Below are 15,455 nucleotides of genomic sequence, written 5' to 3' on the forward strand. Positions count from 1 at the left end.
CCCTCGCGGTCGCGACCGACGCAGTCTGGAACAGAGATGGACGCAATTCCGCAGACCGGCGCCCCGGCAGACGACACGGAGCGACGCACGACTCGAGGCCGCCGCCACCTCTCCCTCGTCCTGGTCCTGGGCTCCCTGACCGCACTCGGCCCCCTCACCATCGACCTCTACCTGCCGGCTCTCCCGCAGGTCAGCACGGACCTGCACGTCTCACAGGCCGTCACCCAGCTCACCCTGACCGCCTTCATGGTCGGGATCGCCCTGGGGCAACTGGCCATCGGCCCGCTCAGCGACACCCTCGGCCGGCGCCGGCCGCTGATCGTGAGCCTGTCGCTGTACGTGGTGACCGGCGCCCTGTGCGCCTTCGCCCCGGATCCTGCGGTGCTCATCGGCATGCGTCTGGTCCAGGGCCTGGCGGGGGCCGCCGGCATCGTCATCGCCCGGGCGGTCGTGCGTGACCTGTACGACGGACTCGCCGCCGCCCGGCTGCTGTCCTCGCTGATGCTGGTCTCCGGCACCGCGCCGATCCTCGCCCCTGTACTGGGCGCCCAGTTGCTGAGGCTGACCTCATGGCGCGGCGTGTTCGTCACCCTCACGCTCCTGGGGCTGGCCATCCTCGCGGCCACCGCCACTGTGCTGCCCGAGACCCTGCCACGTCCGGCACGGCGACACGGCGAACTCCCGGCGACCCTGCGCACCATGCGCGAGCTGGTGGGCGACCGCTCCTTCACCGGTTACCTGCTCACCGGCGGCCTCGGCTTCGCCGCCCTGTTCGCGTACATCGCCGGCTCCTCCTTCACCCTCCAGGAGGTCTACGGCGCCTCCCCGCAGACGTACAGCCTGCTCTTCGGCCTCAACTCGCTCGGCATGGTCGCCACCGGGCAGCTCAACGGCAAACTCCTGCTCGGCCGCTTCCCCTCGCACCGGGTGCTGGCCACCGGCCTGGCCGTGCTCGCCGCCGCGGGCGTGGCCCTGGTGCTCCTGGTCACCGCCACGCACGCGGGTCTGCCGTGGATCGCGGTCGCGCTCTTCTTCACCGCTTGTCCGGTCGGCATGATCCTGCCCACCACCACGGCCCTGTCCCTGCAGCGCGCTCCGCACGCGGCGGGCAGTGCCTCCGGGCTACTGGGCACCACCCAGTTCCTCATGGGCGCCCTCGCCCCCGCCCTCGCCGGTCTCGGGGGGCAGTCCACCGCCCTCCCCATGGCGATGTCGGTGCTCGGCCTCGCCGTGGCCGCGGCCGGATGCTTCCTCGCGCTGTGCCGTCCCTGGCAGGCCGGTCCCGATCCACTGGCGCGGTGAGCCCGGTTTCGGTCCGGCAACCTCCGCTGTCCTGACGCCTCATCAGAACGAGCGTCATCCGAGCGTCGAGATCGCCGGCGCCGTACGGGCCGAGGGGCGGCAAGACCCTCCCCGCCGATCCGGCAGCGGACCCAGAAATGCCAGGTCGGGCGGCCTCACGAGCCCTGGAGACGCCCCACGTCATGGGCTTCGGGAAACAGGTCGAGGACCACCGACCACCTATGGAAAATCCAAGAAAGTCGCAGGTCAGAGTCCCTTTGCAGCAGGCTCCAAAATCGCCACGCACTCCACATGATGCGTCATCGGAAACAGGTCGAACGCCCGCAGCATCCGTACCCGGTACCCCCCGTCCCGGAAGTACGCCAGGTCGCGGGCGAGGGCTGCCGGGTCGCAGGCGACGTAGGCGATGCGGCGGGCGTTCAGGGACGTCAGGTGGTCCACCGTCCTGCGGCCCGCGCCCGCGCGGGGCGGGTCGAGGACGATGAGGTCGACCTCGGTGATGCCGGTGCGCGGCAGGACCGACTCGACCTTGCCCTGTTCGATGCGGACCCGCGGGAAGTCCGCGAGGTTGTGGCGCGCGTCCTCGACGGCCCGCTTGCCGGACTCGATGCCGAGCACCGCCCCCTTCTCGCCGAGGCGGTCCGCGAGGGCCCCCGCGAAGAGGCCGACCCCGCAGTACAGGTCCAGCGCCATCTCGCCCTTGCGTGGGAGCAGGCCCTGCATGACCGCGGTGACCAGGGTGTCCGCCGCCTTCGGGTGGACCTGCCAGAAGCCGCCGCTGCCCACCCGGTGGGTGCGGCCGTCGGCGCGCTCGCGGACGAAGGCGCGGCCGTGGACGCGGTGGATGCCGCCGTCGTGCTCGTCGACCCGCATGACCGAGACCGGCCTGTCGAGTTCGACGAGGGGCAGGCGGGCGCCGGGACGGGGCTCCAGGATCACCATGCGGTCCTGGGAGCCGGTCGCGGCGATCGCCTCCACCGAGGCCATGCCGGACCAGTCGCGCTCCTCGATGCCCAGCTCGCTGACGCCCGGCGCCGCGATCATGCAGTGCTCGATGGGCTCCACCTCGTGCGAGCGGTGTCGGCGCAGTCCCGCGTTGCCGTCGGCGTCGACGGCGTACTGCACCCGGGTCCGCCACTGCGGCACCTCACCCGCCGGCAGCTTGTCGCCCTCGGCGGGCATCACCGTGCCGTCCCAGCCGACGTCCTCGGGCGTGAGGCCCGCGAGCCGCCGCAGCTGTTCGGCGATCACCTCGCCCTTGAGGCGGCGCTGGGCGCCCGGCTTGGCGTGCTGCCAGTCGCAGCCGCCGCAGCGGCCGGGTCCGGCGTAGGGGCAGGGGGCCTCGACGCGGTCCTTGGAGGCGTCCAGGATGTCGACCGCGTCCGCGCGCAGGAAGCGGGCCCCCTCCTCGCCCTCGGTCACCCTCGCCACGACCCGCTCGCCGGGCAGCGCGTGCCGGACGAACAGCACCTGGCCCTCCGCGGTCCTGGCGATGCAGTGCCCGCCGTGCGCGACCGGACCGACCTCGACCTCGTACTCCGTCCCCACCAGCGATTTCTTCGGTTCTGCCTGCATGGCGGGATAACTCCAGATCGAGGGGAGGGGGAACGGCCCGGGCACGGACCGACGACAGCCCACCAGTCTACGCGGTCGCCCGGACCCCCCGGTCAGCTCCCGCTGTGCTCCTTCGGCCGGTGCTCCGCGGGACCGCGCCGCACCGCACCCGGGGCGTTCCACTCCTGCCGCTTGCGGGCCCGGTTCTTCGCCGCCTCGGAGGACGCCAGCTGGTAGGGCACGGAGGTCACCATCACGCCGGGCGTGAACAGCAGCCGGCCCTTCAGGCGCAGGGCGCTCTGGTTGTGCAGGATGTGCTCGTACCAGTGGCCGACCACGTACTCCGGGATGATCACGGAGACCGCGTCCCGCGGGGACTGGGCGCGCAGGCCCTTGACGTACTCGATGATCGGCCGGGTGATCTCGCGGTACGGGGAGTCGAGGACCTTGAGCGGCACGTCGATCCCGCGCCGCTCCCACTCCTCGCGCAGCGCCTTGGTCTCGGCCGGGTCGACGTTGACGGTGAGCGCCTCCAGGGTGTCGGAGCGCATCAGCCGGGCGTAGGCGAGGGCCCGCAGGGTGGGGCGGTGGATCTTGGAGATCAGGACGACGGAGTGCACCCGGGAGGGGCGGGCCAGGTCGTCGTCGGGTTCCTCCGGGGCCACGATCTCCTCGGCGACCCGGTCGTAGTGCTTACGGATCGCGGTCATCGTGGCGTAGAAGATGCACATGCCGAGCAGCGCCACCCAGGCGCCGTGGGTGAACTTCGTGACCAGGACCACGACCAGCACCAGGCCGGTGAAGAAGGCGCCGAAGGCGTTGATCGCGCGGGAGCGCATCATGTGGCTGCGCTTGGCCGGGTCCTGCTCGGTGGCCAGGTGGCGGTTCCAGTGCCGGACCATGCCGGTCTGGCTGAGCGTGAAGGACACGAACACGCCGACGATGTAGAGCTGGATGAGGCGGGTCGAGTCGGCGCCGTAGATGACCACCAGCAGCGCGGCGGTGCCGGCGAGCAGCACGATGCCGTTGGAGAAGGCGAGCCGGTCACCGCGGGTGTGCAGCTGGCGCGGCAGGTAGCGGTCCTGGGCGAGGATCGAGCCGAGCAGCGGGAAGCCGTTGTACGCGGTGTTGGCGGCGAGGAAGAGGACGAGGGCGGTGGCGGCGGCGAGCAGCACGAACAGGAAGCTGCCCTTGCCGAAGACGGCCTCGGCTACCTGGGAGATGACCGGGTTCTGGACGTAGCCGGAGCCGATCGGGACACCGTTGCGGATCAGGTCGGTGGCCGGGTTCTCGGCCATGCGGACCTTGGTGGTCATGGCGAGCGCGATGATGCCGCAGAACATCGTGACGGCCAGCAGGCCCATCATGGCCAGGGTGGTCGCCGCGTTCTTCGACTTCGGCTTGCGGAAGGCCGGGACGCCGTTGGAGATCGCCTCGACACCGGTGAGCGCGGCGCAGCCGGAGGAGAACGCGCGCAGCAGGAGGAAGACCAGCGCGAAGCCCGCCAGGCCCTGGTGCTCCGCCCTGATGTGGTAGTCCGCGGTCGGGGCGCGCATCGTGTCGCCGAGGACCAGGCCGCGGAAGGCACCCCACGCGATCATGACGAAGACGCCGCCGACGAACACGTACGTCGGGATCGCGAAGAGCTTGCCGGACTCCTTGACGCCGCGCAGGTTCATCAGGGTGAGCAGCAGGATCACGGTGACCGCGCAGAACACCTTGTGCTCGACGACGAAGGGGATCGCCGAGCCCAGGTTCTCGATGCCGGAGGCGATGGAGACGGCGACGGTCAGGACGTAGTCGACGAGCAGGGCGCTGGCGACGGTGAGGCCGGCCTTGGCGCCGAGGTTGGTGGTGGCGACCTCGTAGTCACCGCCGCCGCTCGGGTAGGCGTGCACGTTCTGCCGGTAGGAGGCGACCACCGTGAACATCAGCACGACGACCGCGACGGCGATCCAGGGGCTGAAGTGGTAGGCCGACACGCCCGCGATGGACAGGACCAGCAGGACCTCCCCCGGCGCGTAGGCGACGGAGGACAGCGGGTCGGAAGCGAAGACGGGGAGTGCGATGCGCTTCGGCAGGAGCGTTTCGCCCAACCGGTCGCTGCGCAGTGCGCGCCCGATCAGGATCCGTTTGGGCACGTCGGTCAGTTTGGACACGAGAGAGGATCGTAGGCCTTCCGCGTGGCAGGTCTCCAGCCGCGGGGCCGGATCTGCCTCACGGGTGAAAAAGGAGACGTGGGGAACTGCGGATTCCGCAGCCTACGCCCGATCCGTGCCTAGATGACAGATCCCGCCTGTCATCGCACTTCGGAGGTCATATGCCCGCTGCCGCTGAGCTGATCGGCGCCGCGGTCGCCCTCGTCGGCCTCGGAATCCTCACCGCGTGGAGCGTGCGCAGCATCACTCGCCGGTGAGCGTGCCCGAAGGGTGCCCGGCCGGGACCGTGCGTGTGTAGCTTGGGGCTCGGTCTGAGACCCTGATGTGGCTGAGCAGTAACTTTTGGACACCGGAAGGACGGTCGTGCACATCGTCATCATGGGCTGCGGCAGAGTGGGTTCCGCTCTCGCCCAGACCCTGGAGCAACAGGGGCACACGGTCGCCGTGATCGATCAGGACCCCACCGCCTTCCGCAGGCTGGGACCGGGGTTCGGCGGCCGCCGGGTCACCGGGGTCGGCTTCGACCAGGACACCCTCCGCGAGGCGGGCATCGAGGAGGCCGGCGCCTTCGCCGCCGTCTCCAGCGGTGACAACTCGAACATCATCTCGGCGCGGGTCGCGCGCGAGATGTTCGGCGTGGAGAACGTCGCCGCCCGGATCTACGACCCGCGGCGCGCCGAGGTCTACCAGCGCCTCGGCATCCCGACCGTGGCCACCGTCCGGTGGACCGCCGACCAGATGCTGCGCCGGCTGCTGCCCTCGGGCGCCGAGCCGCTGTGGCGCGATCCCACCGGCGGGGTGCAGCTCGCCGAGGTGCACGCCTCCCCGAAGTGGGTCGGGCACAAGATCAGCAAGTTGCAGGAGGAGACCGGGGTCCGGGTGGCGTTCCTGACCCGGCTCGGGGAGTCCATGCTGCCCACCTCGCAGACGGTGCTGCAGGAGGGCGATCTGGTGCACGTGATGATGCGGACGGACGACGTCGACAAGGTCGAGGCCGCCTTCGCCGGGGGTCCGGAAGAGGAGGGCGGTCACTGATGAGGGTCGCCATTGCCGGGGCCGGTGCCGTCGGCCGCTCCATCGCGGGCGAGCTGCTGGAGAACGGCCACGAGATCCTGCTGATCGACAAGGCCCCCACCGCCATCTCGGTGGAGCGGGTCCCCCAGGCGGAGTGGCTGCTGGCCGACGCCTGCGAGATCACCTCCCTGGACGAGGCCGCGCTCCAGCGCTGCAACGTCGTGATCGCCGCGACCGGTGACGACAAGGTGAACCTGGTCGTCTCGCTGCTCGCGAAGACGGAGTACGGCGTTCCGCGCGTCGTCGCCCGGGTGAACAACCCCAAGAACGAGTGGCTGTTCAACGAGTCCTGGGGCGTGGACGTCGCCGTCTCCACACCGCGTCTGATGTCGGCGCTGGTCGAGGAGGCGGTGAGCGTCGGCGACCTGGTCCGCCTGCTGCGCTTCAGCCACGGTGACGCCAACCTCGTCGAGCTCACCCTCCCGGAGGAGTCGGCCCTGGCCGGCACCCAGGTCGGTGACGTGGCGTGGCCCGAGGACACCTCCCTGGTCACGATCATCCGGGGCACCCGGGTGCTCACCCCCTCCCGGGAGGACTCCCTGGAGGCGGGCGACGAACTCCTCTTCGTGGCGGCCCAGGCCCGCGAGGAGCAGCTGGAGGACCTGCTGTCGGTACGGCGCGAGGACGGCTGACGCGGAGCGGGTACGGGAGAAGGGCGCCCTCCACGGCGGAGGGCGCCCTTCTCCGTGTCCGGCTACTTGCGGTGGCGTCCGGCGGAGGACTCACCCTGCTCCGCCGCCAGGGCGGCCTTGCGCTCCTCCTCGGCCTTCTCCTCGGCCTTCTCGGCCGCCTCCATCTCCGCGAAGACGTCGATCGGAGCCGACGCCTTCGCCAGGAAGACCCAGGTGAGCCAGACGGCGAGCAGGAACGGCGGGATCTTCAAGGCGACCAGTACCCAGCCCAGTTGGGCGGTGTTGGCCCACCAGTACAGCGGGAAGAGGATCGCGCACTTGGCGAGCAGGATCAGGCCCCACGCCCAGCTGGCCTTGGCGTACGCCGCCTTGCGGCCCGGGTTGCGGGTGCGCCAGGAGAGGTTCTCCTTGAAGACCGGGCCGAGGATCAGGCCGATCAGGGGGACCCCGCACAGGGTCGTGATGATGTACGCCAGCGCCAGGCCCAGCGTGTAGAGCATGCCGGGGAGGTAGAAGTCCTTGGCGTTGCCGGTCATCATCGCGAAGACGACACCGAAGGCGACGCCGAAGACACCGCTGAAGGCGTGCTTGACGGTGTCCCTCATGGCGAGCCGCACCACGACCAGCACCACGGAGACGGCGAGGGCGGCGATCGCCGACCAGTGCAGGTCCTTGTTGATGGTGAAGATCGTGACGAACAGCAGGCCGGGCAGCACCGTCTCGACCATGCCGCGCACCCCGCCGAAGGCCTCGAACAGCGCGGCCTCGGTCACCGCCCGCGCATCGCCTTGGGCCTGTGTTTCTTCGGTCGGCTTGTCGAGCGACGTCACCGGCTACTCCCTACCGAGGGGTCTCAGTTCGTACTTGGGGTTGAACAGCACCCGACGGCCCCGGCTCAGCGAGATCCGGCCCGATGCGATCAGCCTGCGCCCCGGTTCTATGCCGACGATGGAGCGCCTGCCGAGCCACACCACGTCCAGGGCGGCGGAGCCGTCGAACAGCTCGGCCTCCAGGGCCGGGACCCCGGCTCGCGGTCGTAGGGTGACCGTGCGCAAGGTACCAGTAACGGTGACGATCTGCCGGTCCTGACAGTCACCGATCCGGGTGCATCCGGTCGTGTCGGCGTCCTCGCGCAGCTCCTCCGACTCCAGGTCCTCCTGCGACGAGGAGAGCCGGTCGAGCATGCGCCGGAACCGGCCGGCCGGCTTTTCGGAACGAGGAACAGCACTCATGTCTGAAAGCCTACCGGGGCCCACGGACACCGCCGTAGGCCATCTCACGTGATCCCCCGAAAGCCCGCCTCACTTCTCGAACCGGTACCCCATCCCCGGCTCCGTGACGAAGTGCTTCGGGTGCGCGGGGTCCGTCTCCAGTTTCCTGCGGAGCTGGGCCATGTACACCCGCAGGTAGTTGGTCTCCGTCCCGTACGACGGTCCCCACACCTCCTGGAGCAGCTGCTTCTGGCCGACGAGCCGGCCGGTGTTGCGGACCAGGACCTCCAGCAGGTGCCACTCGGTCGGCGTGAGCCGGACGTCGCGGCCGGCCCGGTTGACCTTCTTCGCGGCCAGGTCGACGGTGAACCCCTCGGTCTCCACCAGCACGTCGTCCTCGCCGCCCCCGGCGACGGGCTCGGCGCGCCGTACGGCGGCCCTGAGGCGGGCCAGCAGCTCGTCCATCCCGAAGGGCTTGGTGACGTAGTCGTCGGCGCCCGCGTCGAGCGCCTCGACCTTCTCGTCGGAGGAGTGGCGGGCCGACAGGACCAGGATCGGCACCCGGGTCCAGCCGCGCAGCCCCTTGATCACCTCGACGCCGTCCATGTCCGGCAGGCCGAGGTCGAGGACGACCACGTCGGGGTGGCGGGAGGCGGCGAGTTCGAGGGCGGTACGGCCGTCGGGGGCCGCGTCGACCTCGTACTTGCGCGCCTTGAGGTTGATCACGAGGGCGCGCACGATCTGCGGCTCGTCGTCGACCACGAGCACACGGGTCATGAGGCCTGCCTTTCCGGTTCCGCCACTGCCTTCACCCTCTCCCTCGTCTCCCTCGTCTCCCCCGCCTCCCCCGCCTCCCCCGCCTCCGCCGCGGCGGCCGATCCCGCCGCACGCAGACTCAGGACCATGGTGAGCCCGCCGCCCGGCGTGTCCTCGGCGTCGAGGGTGCCGCCCATCGCCTCGGCGAAGCCGCGGGCGACCGCGAGCCCGAGTCCGACCCCGGCGCCGCGCGGAGCGTCACCGTAACGCTGGAAGGGCTCGAATATGCGCTCCTTGGCGTCGTCGGGCACGCCGGGCCCGCGGTCCACGATCCGCACCTCCACGCGGTCCGCGAGGGGACTGGCGGAGACGAGCACGGGCCGGTCGGGCGGGCTGTACTTGACGGCGTTCTCGACCAGGTTGGCCACCGACCGCTCCAGCAGCCCGGCGTCGGCCTCGACCATCGGCAGGGTCTCGGGCACGTCCAGGTCCACGCTGCCCTCGGGGACGCCGACCAGCGCCATCGGGACCACCTCGTCGAGGTCGATCTCACGGACGATCGCGGTGACGGTGCCGGTCTGCAGCCGGGACATGTCGAGCAGGTTGCCGACGAGGTGGTCGAGCCGGTCGGCGCCCTCCTCGATGGCTTCGAGGAGTTCCGCCCGGTCCTCCTCGGACCAGGCCACGTCGTCCGAGCGCAGCGAGGTGACCGCCGCCTTGATCGCGGACAGCGGCGTGCGCAGGTCGTGGCTGACGGCGGCCAGCAGCGCGGTGCGGATCCGGTTGCCCTCGGCGAGCGCGCGGGCCTGTTCGGCCTCCTCCTGGAGGCGCCTGCGGTCCAGTACGACGGCTGCCTGGGCGGCGAAGGCGGCGAGCACCCTGCGGTCCTCGGCGGGCAGCACCCGGCCGGTCAGCGCGAGGGCCATGTGGTCGCCCACGGGCATGTCGACGTCGGCCTCCTCGGGCCGCTCCAGGGCGGGTCCGAAGCCGGCCCGTCCGGCGCAGGTCCAGGGCTCGACGTCACCCGCCCGCTCCAGCAGGGCCGCGGACTCCATGCCGAAGGTCTCCCGGACCCGTTCGAGGAGTTCCTCCAGGCTGGTCTCGCCGCGCAGCACGTTGCCGGCGAGGAAGGAGAGGATCTCGGACTCGGCGCGCAGCCGGGCGGCCTGGTGGGTGCGGCGGGCGGCCAGGTCCACGACCGAGGCGACCGACAGCGCGACCCCGAAGAAGATCACTATGGCGACGATGTTCTTCGGGTCGGCGACGGTCAGCCGGTGCAGGGGCGGGGTGTAGAAGTAGTTGAGCAGCAGCGAGCCGAAGGCCGCCGAGGCCAGCGCCGGGAAGAGCCCGCCGAGCAGCGCCGCCGCGACCGTGAAGGTCAGGAACAGCAGCATGTCGTTGGCGAGGCCCAGGTTGACGGTGTTCAGCAGGACCGCCATGACGGCCGGGCCGGCCAGGCCGACCACCCAGCCCGCGATGATCCGGCCGCGCCCGAGCCGGGCGCCCCGGGCCACCGGCAGCCCGCGGCCCTTGCCCGCCTCGCCGTGGGTGACGATGTGGACGTCCAGGTCGGGTCCCGACTCCCGGGCGACGGTGGCGCCGACGCCGGGTCCGAGGACGTACTGCCAGGCCTTGCGGCGTGAGGAGCCGAGGACGATCTGGGTGGCGTTGACCCCGCGCGCGAAGTCGAGGAGGGCCGCCGGGATGTCCTCGCCGACGACGTGGTGGAAGGTGCCGCCGAGGTCCTCGACGAGGGTGCGCTGGACGGCGAGTTCCTTCGGGGAGGCCGAGGTCAGCCCGTCGCTGCGGGAGATGTAGACGGCGAGCACCTCGCCGCCGGCGCCCTTCTCGGCGAGCCGGGCGGCCCGCCGGATCAGCGTGCGCCCCTCGGGGCCGCCGGTGAGCCCGACGACGATCCGCTCCCGGGAGCCCCAGATCGCCGACACCTGGTGCTCGCTGCGGTACTGCTTCAGGTACTCGTCGGCCCGGTCCGCGACCCACAGCAGGGCGAGTTCGCGCAGGGCGGTGAGGTTGCCGGGCCGGAAGTAGTTGGACAGGGCCGCGTCGACCTTGTCCGGCTGGTAGATGTTGCCGTGCGCCATGCGCCGGCGCAGCGCCTGGGGTGACATGTCGACCAGTTCGATCTGGTCCGCGCGCCGTACCACCTCGTCGGGCACCGTCTCGCGCTGGCGCACGCCCGTGATGGCCTCGACGACGTCGCCGAGCGACTCCAGATGCTGGATGTTGACGGTGGAGACGACGTCGATGCCGGCCGCGAGCAGTTCCTCGACGTCCTGCCAGCGCTTGGCGTTGCGGGAGCCGGGGACGTTGGTGTGGGCGAGTTCGTCCACGAGGGCGACCGCGGGGGCGCGGCGCAGCACGGCGTCCACGTCCATCTCGGTGAAGGCGGCGCCCCGGTACTCCAGTTCCCGGCGCGGAACCTGCTCCAGGCCGTGCAGCATCACCTCGGTGCGGGGGCGACCGTGGTGTTCGACGAAGCCGACCACGCAGTCGGTACCGCGCTCCACGCGCCGGTGCGCCTCGGAGAGCATGGCGTAGGTCTTGCCCACGCCCGGTGCCGCACCGAGGTAGATCCGAAGCTTGCCGCGTGCCATGGTCCCATTGTCTTCCCGTAACTACCGCCTACGCAGCGTCGACCTTACGGCCAACGGTCCCGGCGGACGGGACGGAAGGCGGGGGCCACGGGCATCTTTGACGGAACCCTGATGGCCGCGCGCACCGGCGCCCGAACCGGAAAGAGCCGCACCCGAAGGATGCGGCTCTCGAACGGTACGGCGGGCGCGGCGCCTAGCGGACCTCGGTGATCTCCGGTCCGCGCTGCAGCTGGCCCATGCCGCCGGAGAAGCGCGAGGACTCCTCCTGCTGGACGCCCTCGGGGACCATCTGGGCGTCGTTCGGCAGCTTCAGGACGATCGGGTCGCGGGGCGCCATCGGGCCCTCGCCGCGGACCACCACGGTGTCCCGGAAGATCTGCTCCAGGAGCCCGGCGGCCTGCGGCTGCACCGCGCCCTGGCCGGAGATCACCCCGCGCAGGAACCAGCGCGGCCCGTCCACGCCGACGAACCGCACGACCTGGAAGCCGCTCGTGCCGTCCGGCAGCTGCACCGGCACCTGGGCCCGCAGCTCCCAGCCCAGCGGACCCTCGACCTCGTCGACGATGCCGCCCTGCTGGGTGATGCCGGAGCCGATCTCCTCGCGCACCTCGGCCCAGATGCCCTCGCGCTTGGGCGCGGCGAAGGCCTGCAACTGGACGGCGCTGTCGCGCAGGACGACGGTCGCCGCGACGATCGCGTCGCCCGCGACCTCCACCCGGAGCTCCATGCCGTCCACTCCGGGCACGAACAGACCGCCGAGGTCCACCCGGCCCTCGCCGGGGTCGCGCACCTCACTGGCGTCCCACGGCCCGTCGGGCCGGGGCTCCGGTTCCAGGCGTACGCGCTCGCGCTCGCCCTCTTCCTCGTCCGCCTCGGTGTCGACGTTGTCGACGACCTGCTCGGCCTCGCCGGCCGCGTCCTCGGCGGCACCCTTCTTGTTGCGACGTCCGAACACGTCACTGTCCTTCCCGGTCGGATACGACCGAAGCGTATCGATTCCCACCCGTCCGACCGCCCTCGGCGGCCTGACCGCTTGTGCCGCTCACGTCGCCCACCGCGGCATGACCGCCGGTGGACCCGAAGCCCCCCTCGGCCCGCGCCGAGTCGGGAAGTTCCGCCACCTCCTGGAAGCGGACCCTCTCGACCTGCTGGACGACCAGTTGGGCGATCCGGTCGAAGCGCTCGAACCGCACGGCCTCGCGCGGGTCGAGATTCACCACGATCACCTTGATCTCCCCACGGTACCCGCCATCAATCGTCCCCGGGGCATTCACGAGGGCCACGCCGCACCGGGCGGCGAGCCCCGAACGGGGATGCACGAAGGCCGCGTACCCCTCCGGGAGGGCGATCGACACCCCTGTGGGCAGCACGGCCCGTTCACCCGGCGCCAGCTCGCACGCCTCGGTGGTGCGCAGATCGGCGCCCGCGTCACCGGGGTGCTCGTACGCCGGGAGCGGTACGTCGGGGTCGACGCGGCGCAGCAGGACGTTCAGTGGAGCGGGGCTCACGGGTTCACCTCGAAGGCGCGGGCGCGCCGGGTCCGGTCCGGGTCGTTCATGGCGGCCTGGATCTCCTCCGGCCGGCCGTGGTCGGTGAAGTGCGCGAGGGGCACCTCGACGAAGAGGGCGTCGGCGCGGACGGCGACGGGCCCGTGAGGGCCGTCCATGCGGCCGGTGGCCGTCGAGTAGATCTTCCGGCCGGCCACGGCGACGACCTCGGCCGCCAGGTGGAGCGTGCTGCCCACGGGCACCGGCCGTACGAAGTCGGTCTCCAGGCGTCCGGTGACGGCGGTCCTGCGCAGCAGCCAGTTCAGCGAGCCGAGCGTCTCGTCGAGGGCGGTGGCGAGCACCCCGCCGTGCGCGAGACCCGGGGCGCCCTGGTGAGCGGGGCGCACGGTGAACTCGGCGGTCAGGGAGACCCCCTCGCCGGCCCGTGCCTCCAGGTGCAGCCCGTGCGCCTGCCCGTGGCCACATCCGAAACAGTGTTCGTAGTGTGCGCCGATGAGCTCGCCGGGCGCGGGCGCATCGGGATGCCGCTCCGGTTTCCGGGCACCGGCGGGAGGCTGAAGAGCTGCGGAACTACCACTCACAGCCGCAGACCTTACCCGCGCGTCCGGTGAATCCGGACACCGTGCCAAGCTTGCTCCATGCAGCTTTCCGCCACCCCGTACGAAGAACGCCTCACCGCCCCGCGGTCGTGGTGGTTCATCAGCTTCCTGGTCGGTGTCTCCTTCGCCCTGATACTGCTGCCCTTCGGCACCCTGCCGGCGCTCGGCGGCCTGGCCGGCGGCACGGCGGCGGCAGCGGTGGTGGCCAGCTCGTACGGCTCCCAGCGGATCCGGGTGGTGGGCGACTCGCTGATCGCGGGCGAGGCGAAGATCCCGGTGTCGGCCCTCGGCGAGGCCCACGTCCTGGACCCCGAGGAGACGCGCGCCTGGCGCACCTACAAGGCGGACGTGCGCGCGTTCCTGCTGCTGCGCGCCTACATCCCGACGGCGCTGCGCGTGGAGGTCACGGATCCGCAGGACCCGACGCCCTACCTGTACCTGTCGACGAGGCAGCCGGAGGCCCTGGCGGCGGCGATCGAGGCGGCGAAGACCGCGCAGGCGTGAGGACCACGCGGGTGTGACAGGGTGACGGGCCCGGGGCGGGCTTCAGGCGCCGAAGTCCTCCGGCAGCTCGGCGATCGGCAGCGGCTCGGCCGGCTTCTCCAGCGGCGGCAGCTCCGGCAGTTCCTCCCAGGGCACCTGGATCTTCCTCAGGTCCTTGCGGATCCGCGCCGCGAGCTTCCTGGTGTCCCGTCGGTTCATGACCGCGCCGACCGCGGCGCCGACCATGAACGGCATCAGGTTGGGCAGGTCCCGGACCGTCCGCTTCATGATCTGCTGGCGCAGCTCGCGCTTCATCTGCCCGCCGAGGGCGTTGTTGACCGTCGACGGTCTCATCACGTCGATGCCGCGCTCCCCCGACCAGGAGGACAGATACGCGGTGCTGCGGGCCTTCAGGTTCCCCGGCGGCCGCACGCCGTACACCTCGTGGAGTTCGGCGATCAGCTTGAGTTCGATCGCCGCGACGCCGGTGATCTCCGCGGCCAGCTCGGTCGGCATCGCCGGCGGCACCGGCAGCATCGCCGCCGCACCGACCCCGGCCCCGACCGCCGAGGTCGCGCCCGCGGCGCCCGCCACCAGTTTGTCGGCGAGCTGCTCGGGCCCGAGACCCGGGAACTGCCGGCGCAGGGTCGCGAGGTCACGTACGGGGACACGCGGGGCGATCTCGATGATCCGGTCCGCCAGGTACGCCAGCCCCGCTTTCGCCCGGCTGCCGCCCTTGCGGGCCCCTTCCCGGGCCATCTCCACGGCCTTGCCGCGGATGACCGCGGCCCGTCGCCTGGCGACGGGCGCGGGCTCCTCCGTCGGCGCCGGGAGGTCACCCCGGCCGGCCGCCGGTTCGAGCGAGGCTCCCTCATCGGACGAGCCCCGCTCGACGTCACGCGCGCGTGGGCCGTCGGACGGCCCCGAGTCCGCTCCCCGCAGAGGGAAACGGCGCTTCCGAGGTGGGGTCGAGCCAGTCATGCCCGACCCGCTCTCAGTCGCAGTCGCGGCAGATCGGCTGACCGTTCTTCTCGCGGGCCAGCTGGCTGCGGTGGTGCACCAGGAAGCAGCTCATGCAGGTGAACTCGTCCTGCTGCTTGGGCAGCACCCGGACGGCCAGTTCCTCGTTCGAGAGGTCCGCCCCGGGAAGTTCGAGGCCTTCCGCGGCCTCGAACTCGTCGACGTCCACCGAGGACGTCGACTTGTCGTTCCTCCGGGCCTTCAGCTCTTCAAGGCTGTCCGAGTCGACGTCGTCGTCGGTCTTGCGTGGAGTGTCGTAGTCGGTTGCCATGTCGCTCTCCCCCTCTGGGTGTCTGCGGTGTCTCCAGCGCACGTAACGCGTGAGAGGCCGGACTTGTGCCCGACCCGAGGCGGAGATTTTGCCTCACATCAAGGTCTGTTACTCAATCGACACCCAACCGGACCCCTCGAGAGTGATCGGGTTGAATGGCGATGGGGACCGTACACGGTCCTCACGAGACACCTCAAAGGCGCCTCACCCTGTACTTCCCGTGATCAAGACCCCCGAAAACAGGGATTTTCCCGCCTTTATTCCCCCGGCC

Annotated in this window: 15 protein-coding genes; 4 read left to right on the forward strand and 11 right to left on the reverse strand. The window is 71.3% G+C overall.

The genetic code is table 11. The features are described 5' to 3' along the window. Positions 1 to 36: 36 nt before the first annotated feature. On the forward strand, positions 37 to 1,302 hold the full coding sequence (locus AB0G52_RS31520; RefSeq protein WP_361340977.1) for a multidrug effflux MFS transporter: 1,266 nt from the start codon (positions 37 to 39) through the stop codon (positions 1,300 to 1,302). Between the two features lie 246 nt (positions 1,303 to 1,548). On the opposite strand, the gene AB0G52_RS31525 is transcribed toward AB0G52_RS31520, so the two are convergent. Further along, the gene (locus AB0G52_RS31525; RefSeq protein ID WP_361340980.1) at positions 1,549 to 2,877 is read right to left on the reverse strand and encodes a TRAM domain-containing protein; all 1,329 of its coding nucleotides are present in this window, start codon (positions 2,875 to 2,877) and stop codon (positions 1,549 to 1,551) included. A 92-nt stretch (positions 2,878 to 2,969) separates the two neighbouring features. After that, complete coding sequence (locus AB0G52_RS31530; protein ID WP_132893506.1) at positions 2,970 to 5,015, reverse strand: APC family permease; 2,046 nt, start codon at positions 5,013 to 5,015, stop codon at positions 2,970 to 2,972. Between the two features lie 363 nt (positions 5,016 to 5,378). On the opposite strand from AB0G52_RS31530, the gene AB0G52_RS31535 reads away from it, so the two are divergent. Further along, on the forward strand, positions 5,379 to 6,050 hold the full coding sequence (locus AB0G52_RS31535; protein ID WP_132893508.1) for a TrkA family potassium uptake protein: 672 nt from the start codon (positions 5,379 to 5,381) through the stop codon (positions 6,048 to 6,050). Then, entirely contained in the window at positions 6,050 to 6,721 is a 672-nt protein-coding gene (locus AB0G52_RS31540; RefSeq protein ID WP_132893510.1) for a TrkA family potassium uptake protein, read from the forward strand. The genes AB0G52_RS31535 and AB0G52_RS31540 overlap by 1 nt, the downstream gene beginning before the upstream one ends. Positions 6,722 to 6,783: 62 nt before the next feature. Here the strand turns inward: AB0G52_RS31540 and AB0G52_RS31545 are convergent, their stop codons facing one another. The 7 genes from AB0G52_RS31545 to AB0G52_RS31575 all read right to left on the reverse strand — a co-directional run bounded on the left by AB0G52_RS31545 (position 6,784) and on the right by AB0G52_RS31575 (position 13,392). Continuing rightward, positions 6,784 to 7,551 carry a DUF3159 domain-containing protein gene (locus tag AB0G52_RS31545; protein WP_361340985.1) on the reverse strand — a complete coding sequence of 256 codons (768 nt, stop codon included), beginning with the start codon at positions 7,549 to 7,551 and terminating at the stop codon, positions 6,784 to 6,786. A 3-nt stretch (positions 7,552 to 7,554) separates the two neighbouring features. Next, on the reverse strand, positions 7,555 to 7,953 hold the full coding sequence (locus AB0G52_RS31550) for an OB-fold nucleic acid binding domain-containing protein (RefSeq protein ID WP_132893513.1): 399 nt from the start codon (positions 7,951 to 7,953) through the stop codon (positions 7,555 to 7,557). 69 nt (positions 7,954 to 8,022) lie between these two features. Beyond that, positions 8,023 to 8,709: a response regulator gene (locus AB0G52_RS31555; protein ID WP_132893515.1), complete on the reverse strand. Its 687-nt coding sequence runs from the start codon at positions 8,707 to 8,709 to the stop codon at positions 8,023 to 8,025. Continuing rightward, entirely contained in the window at positions 8,706 to 11,303 is a 2,598-nt protein-coding gene (locus AB0G52_RS31560) for a sensor histidine kinase KdpD (RefSeq protein WP_361340989.1), read from the reverse strand. Before AB0G52_RS31560 ends, AB0G52_RS31555 begins: the two co-directional genes overlap by 4 nt. A gap of 193 nt (positions 11,304 to 11,496) precedes the next feature. Continuing rightward, complete coding sequence (locus AB0G52_RS31565) at positions 11,497 to 12,258, reverse strand: DUF3710 domain-containing protein (protein WP_132893517.1); 762 nt, start codon at positions 12,256 to 12,258, stop codon at positions 11,497 to 11,499. 1 nt (position 12,259) lies between these two features. Then, on the reverse strand, positions 12,260 to 12,811 hold the full coding sequence (gene dut / locus AB0G52_RS31570; protein WP_132893518.1) for a dUTP diphosphatase: 552 nt from the start codon (positions 12,809 to 12,811) through the stop codon (positions 12,260 to 12,262). After that, positions 12,808 to 13,392 (reverse strand): PaaI family thioesterase, encoded by a 585-nt coding sequence (locus tag AB0G52_RS31575; protein ID WP_132893520.1) that lies wholly within the window; start codon positions 13,390 to 13,392, stop codon positions 12,808 to 12,810. The genes dut and AB0G52_RS31575 overlap by 4 nt, the downstream gene beginning before the upstream one ends. A 57-nt stretch (positions 13,393 to 13,449) precedes the next feature. On the opposite strand from AB0G52_RS31575, the gene AB0G52_RS31580 reads away from it, so the two are divergent. Continuing rightward, complete coding sequence (locus AB0G52_RS31580) at positions 13,450 to 13,914, forward strand: DUF3093 domain-containing protein (RefSeq protein WP_132893522.1); 465 nt, start codon at positions 13,450 to 13,452, stop codon at positions 13,912 to 13,914. Between the two features lie 42 nt (positions 13,915 to 13,956). On the opposite strand, the gene AB0G52_RS31585 is transcribed toward AB0G52_RS31580, so the two are convergent. Continuing rightward, the gene (locus AB0G52_RS31585; protein ID WP_132893524.1) at positions 13,957 to 14,874 is read right to left on the reverse strand and encodes a hypothetical protein; all 918 of its coding nucleotides are present in this window, start codon (positions 14,872 to 14,874) and stop codon (positions 13,957 to 13,959) included. A 13-nt stretch (positions 14,875 to 14,887) separates the two neighbouring features. After that, positions 14,888 to 15,184, reverse strand: a complete 297-nt coding sequence (locus tag AB0G52_RS31590; protein ID WP_003997302.1) for a DUF4193 domain-containing protein — start codon at positions 15,182 to 15,184, stop codon at positions 14,888 to 14,890. Positions 15,185 to 15,455: the final 271 nt, after the last annotated feature.

This window comes from Streptomyces sp. NPDC021562 (genome assembly GCF_040640875.1).
GTDB lineage: Bacteria > Actinomycetota > Actinomycetes > Streptomycetales > Streptomycetaceae > Streptomyces.

Excerpts from the sequence above, each read along its gene's own strand:
- AB0G52_RS31550 (WP_132893513.1), bottom strand. The coding sequence starts at position 7,953 with ATGAGTGCTGTTCCTCGTTCCGAAAAGCCGGCCGGCCGGTTCCGGCGC.
- AB0G52_RS31580 (WP_132893522.1), top strand. The coding sequence starts at position 13,450 with ATGCAGCTTTCCGCCACCCCGTACGAAGAACGCCTCACCGCCCCGCGG.
- AB0G52_RS31560 (WP_361340989.1), bottom strand. The coding sequence starts at position 11,303 with ATGGCACGCGGCAAGCTTCGGATCTACCTCGGTGCGGCACCGGGCGTG.
- AB0G52_RS31520 (WP_361340977.1), top strand. The coding sequence starts at position 37 with ATGGACGCAATTCCGCAGACCGGCGCCCCGGCAGACGACACGGAGCGA.
- AB0G52_RS31590 (WP_003997302.1), bottom strand. The coding sequence starts at position 15,184 with ATGGCAACCGACTACGACACTCCACGCAAGACCGACGACGACGTCGAC.
- AB0G52_RS31585 (WP_132893524.1), bottom strand. The coding sequence starts at position 14,874 with ATGACTGGCTCGACCCCACCTCGGAAGCGCCGTTTCCCTCTGCGGGGA.
- AB0G52_RS31555 (WP_132893515.1), bottom strand. The coding sequence starts at position 8,709 with ATGACCCGTGTGCTCGTGGTCGACGACGAGCCGCAGATCGTGCGCGCC.
- AB0G52_RS31525 (WP_361340980.1), bottom strand. The coding sequence starts at position 2,877 with ATGCAGGCAGAACCGAAGAAATCGCTGGTGGGGACGGAGTACGAGGTC.
- AB0G52_RS31540 (WP_132893510.1), top strand. The coding sequence starts at position 6,050 with ATGAGGGTCGCCATTGCCGGGGCCGGTGCCGTCGGCCGCTCCATCGCG.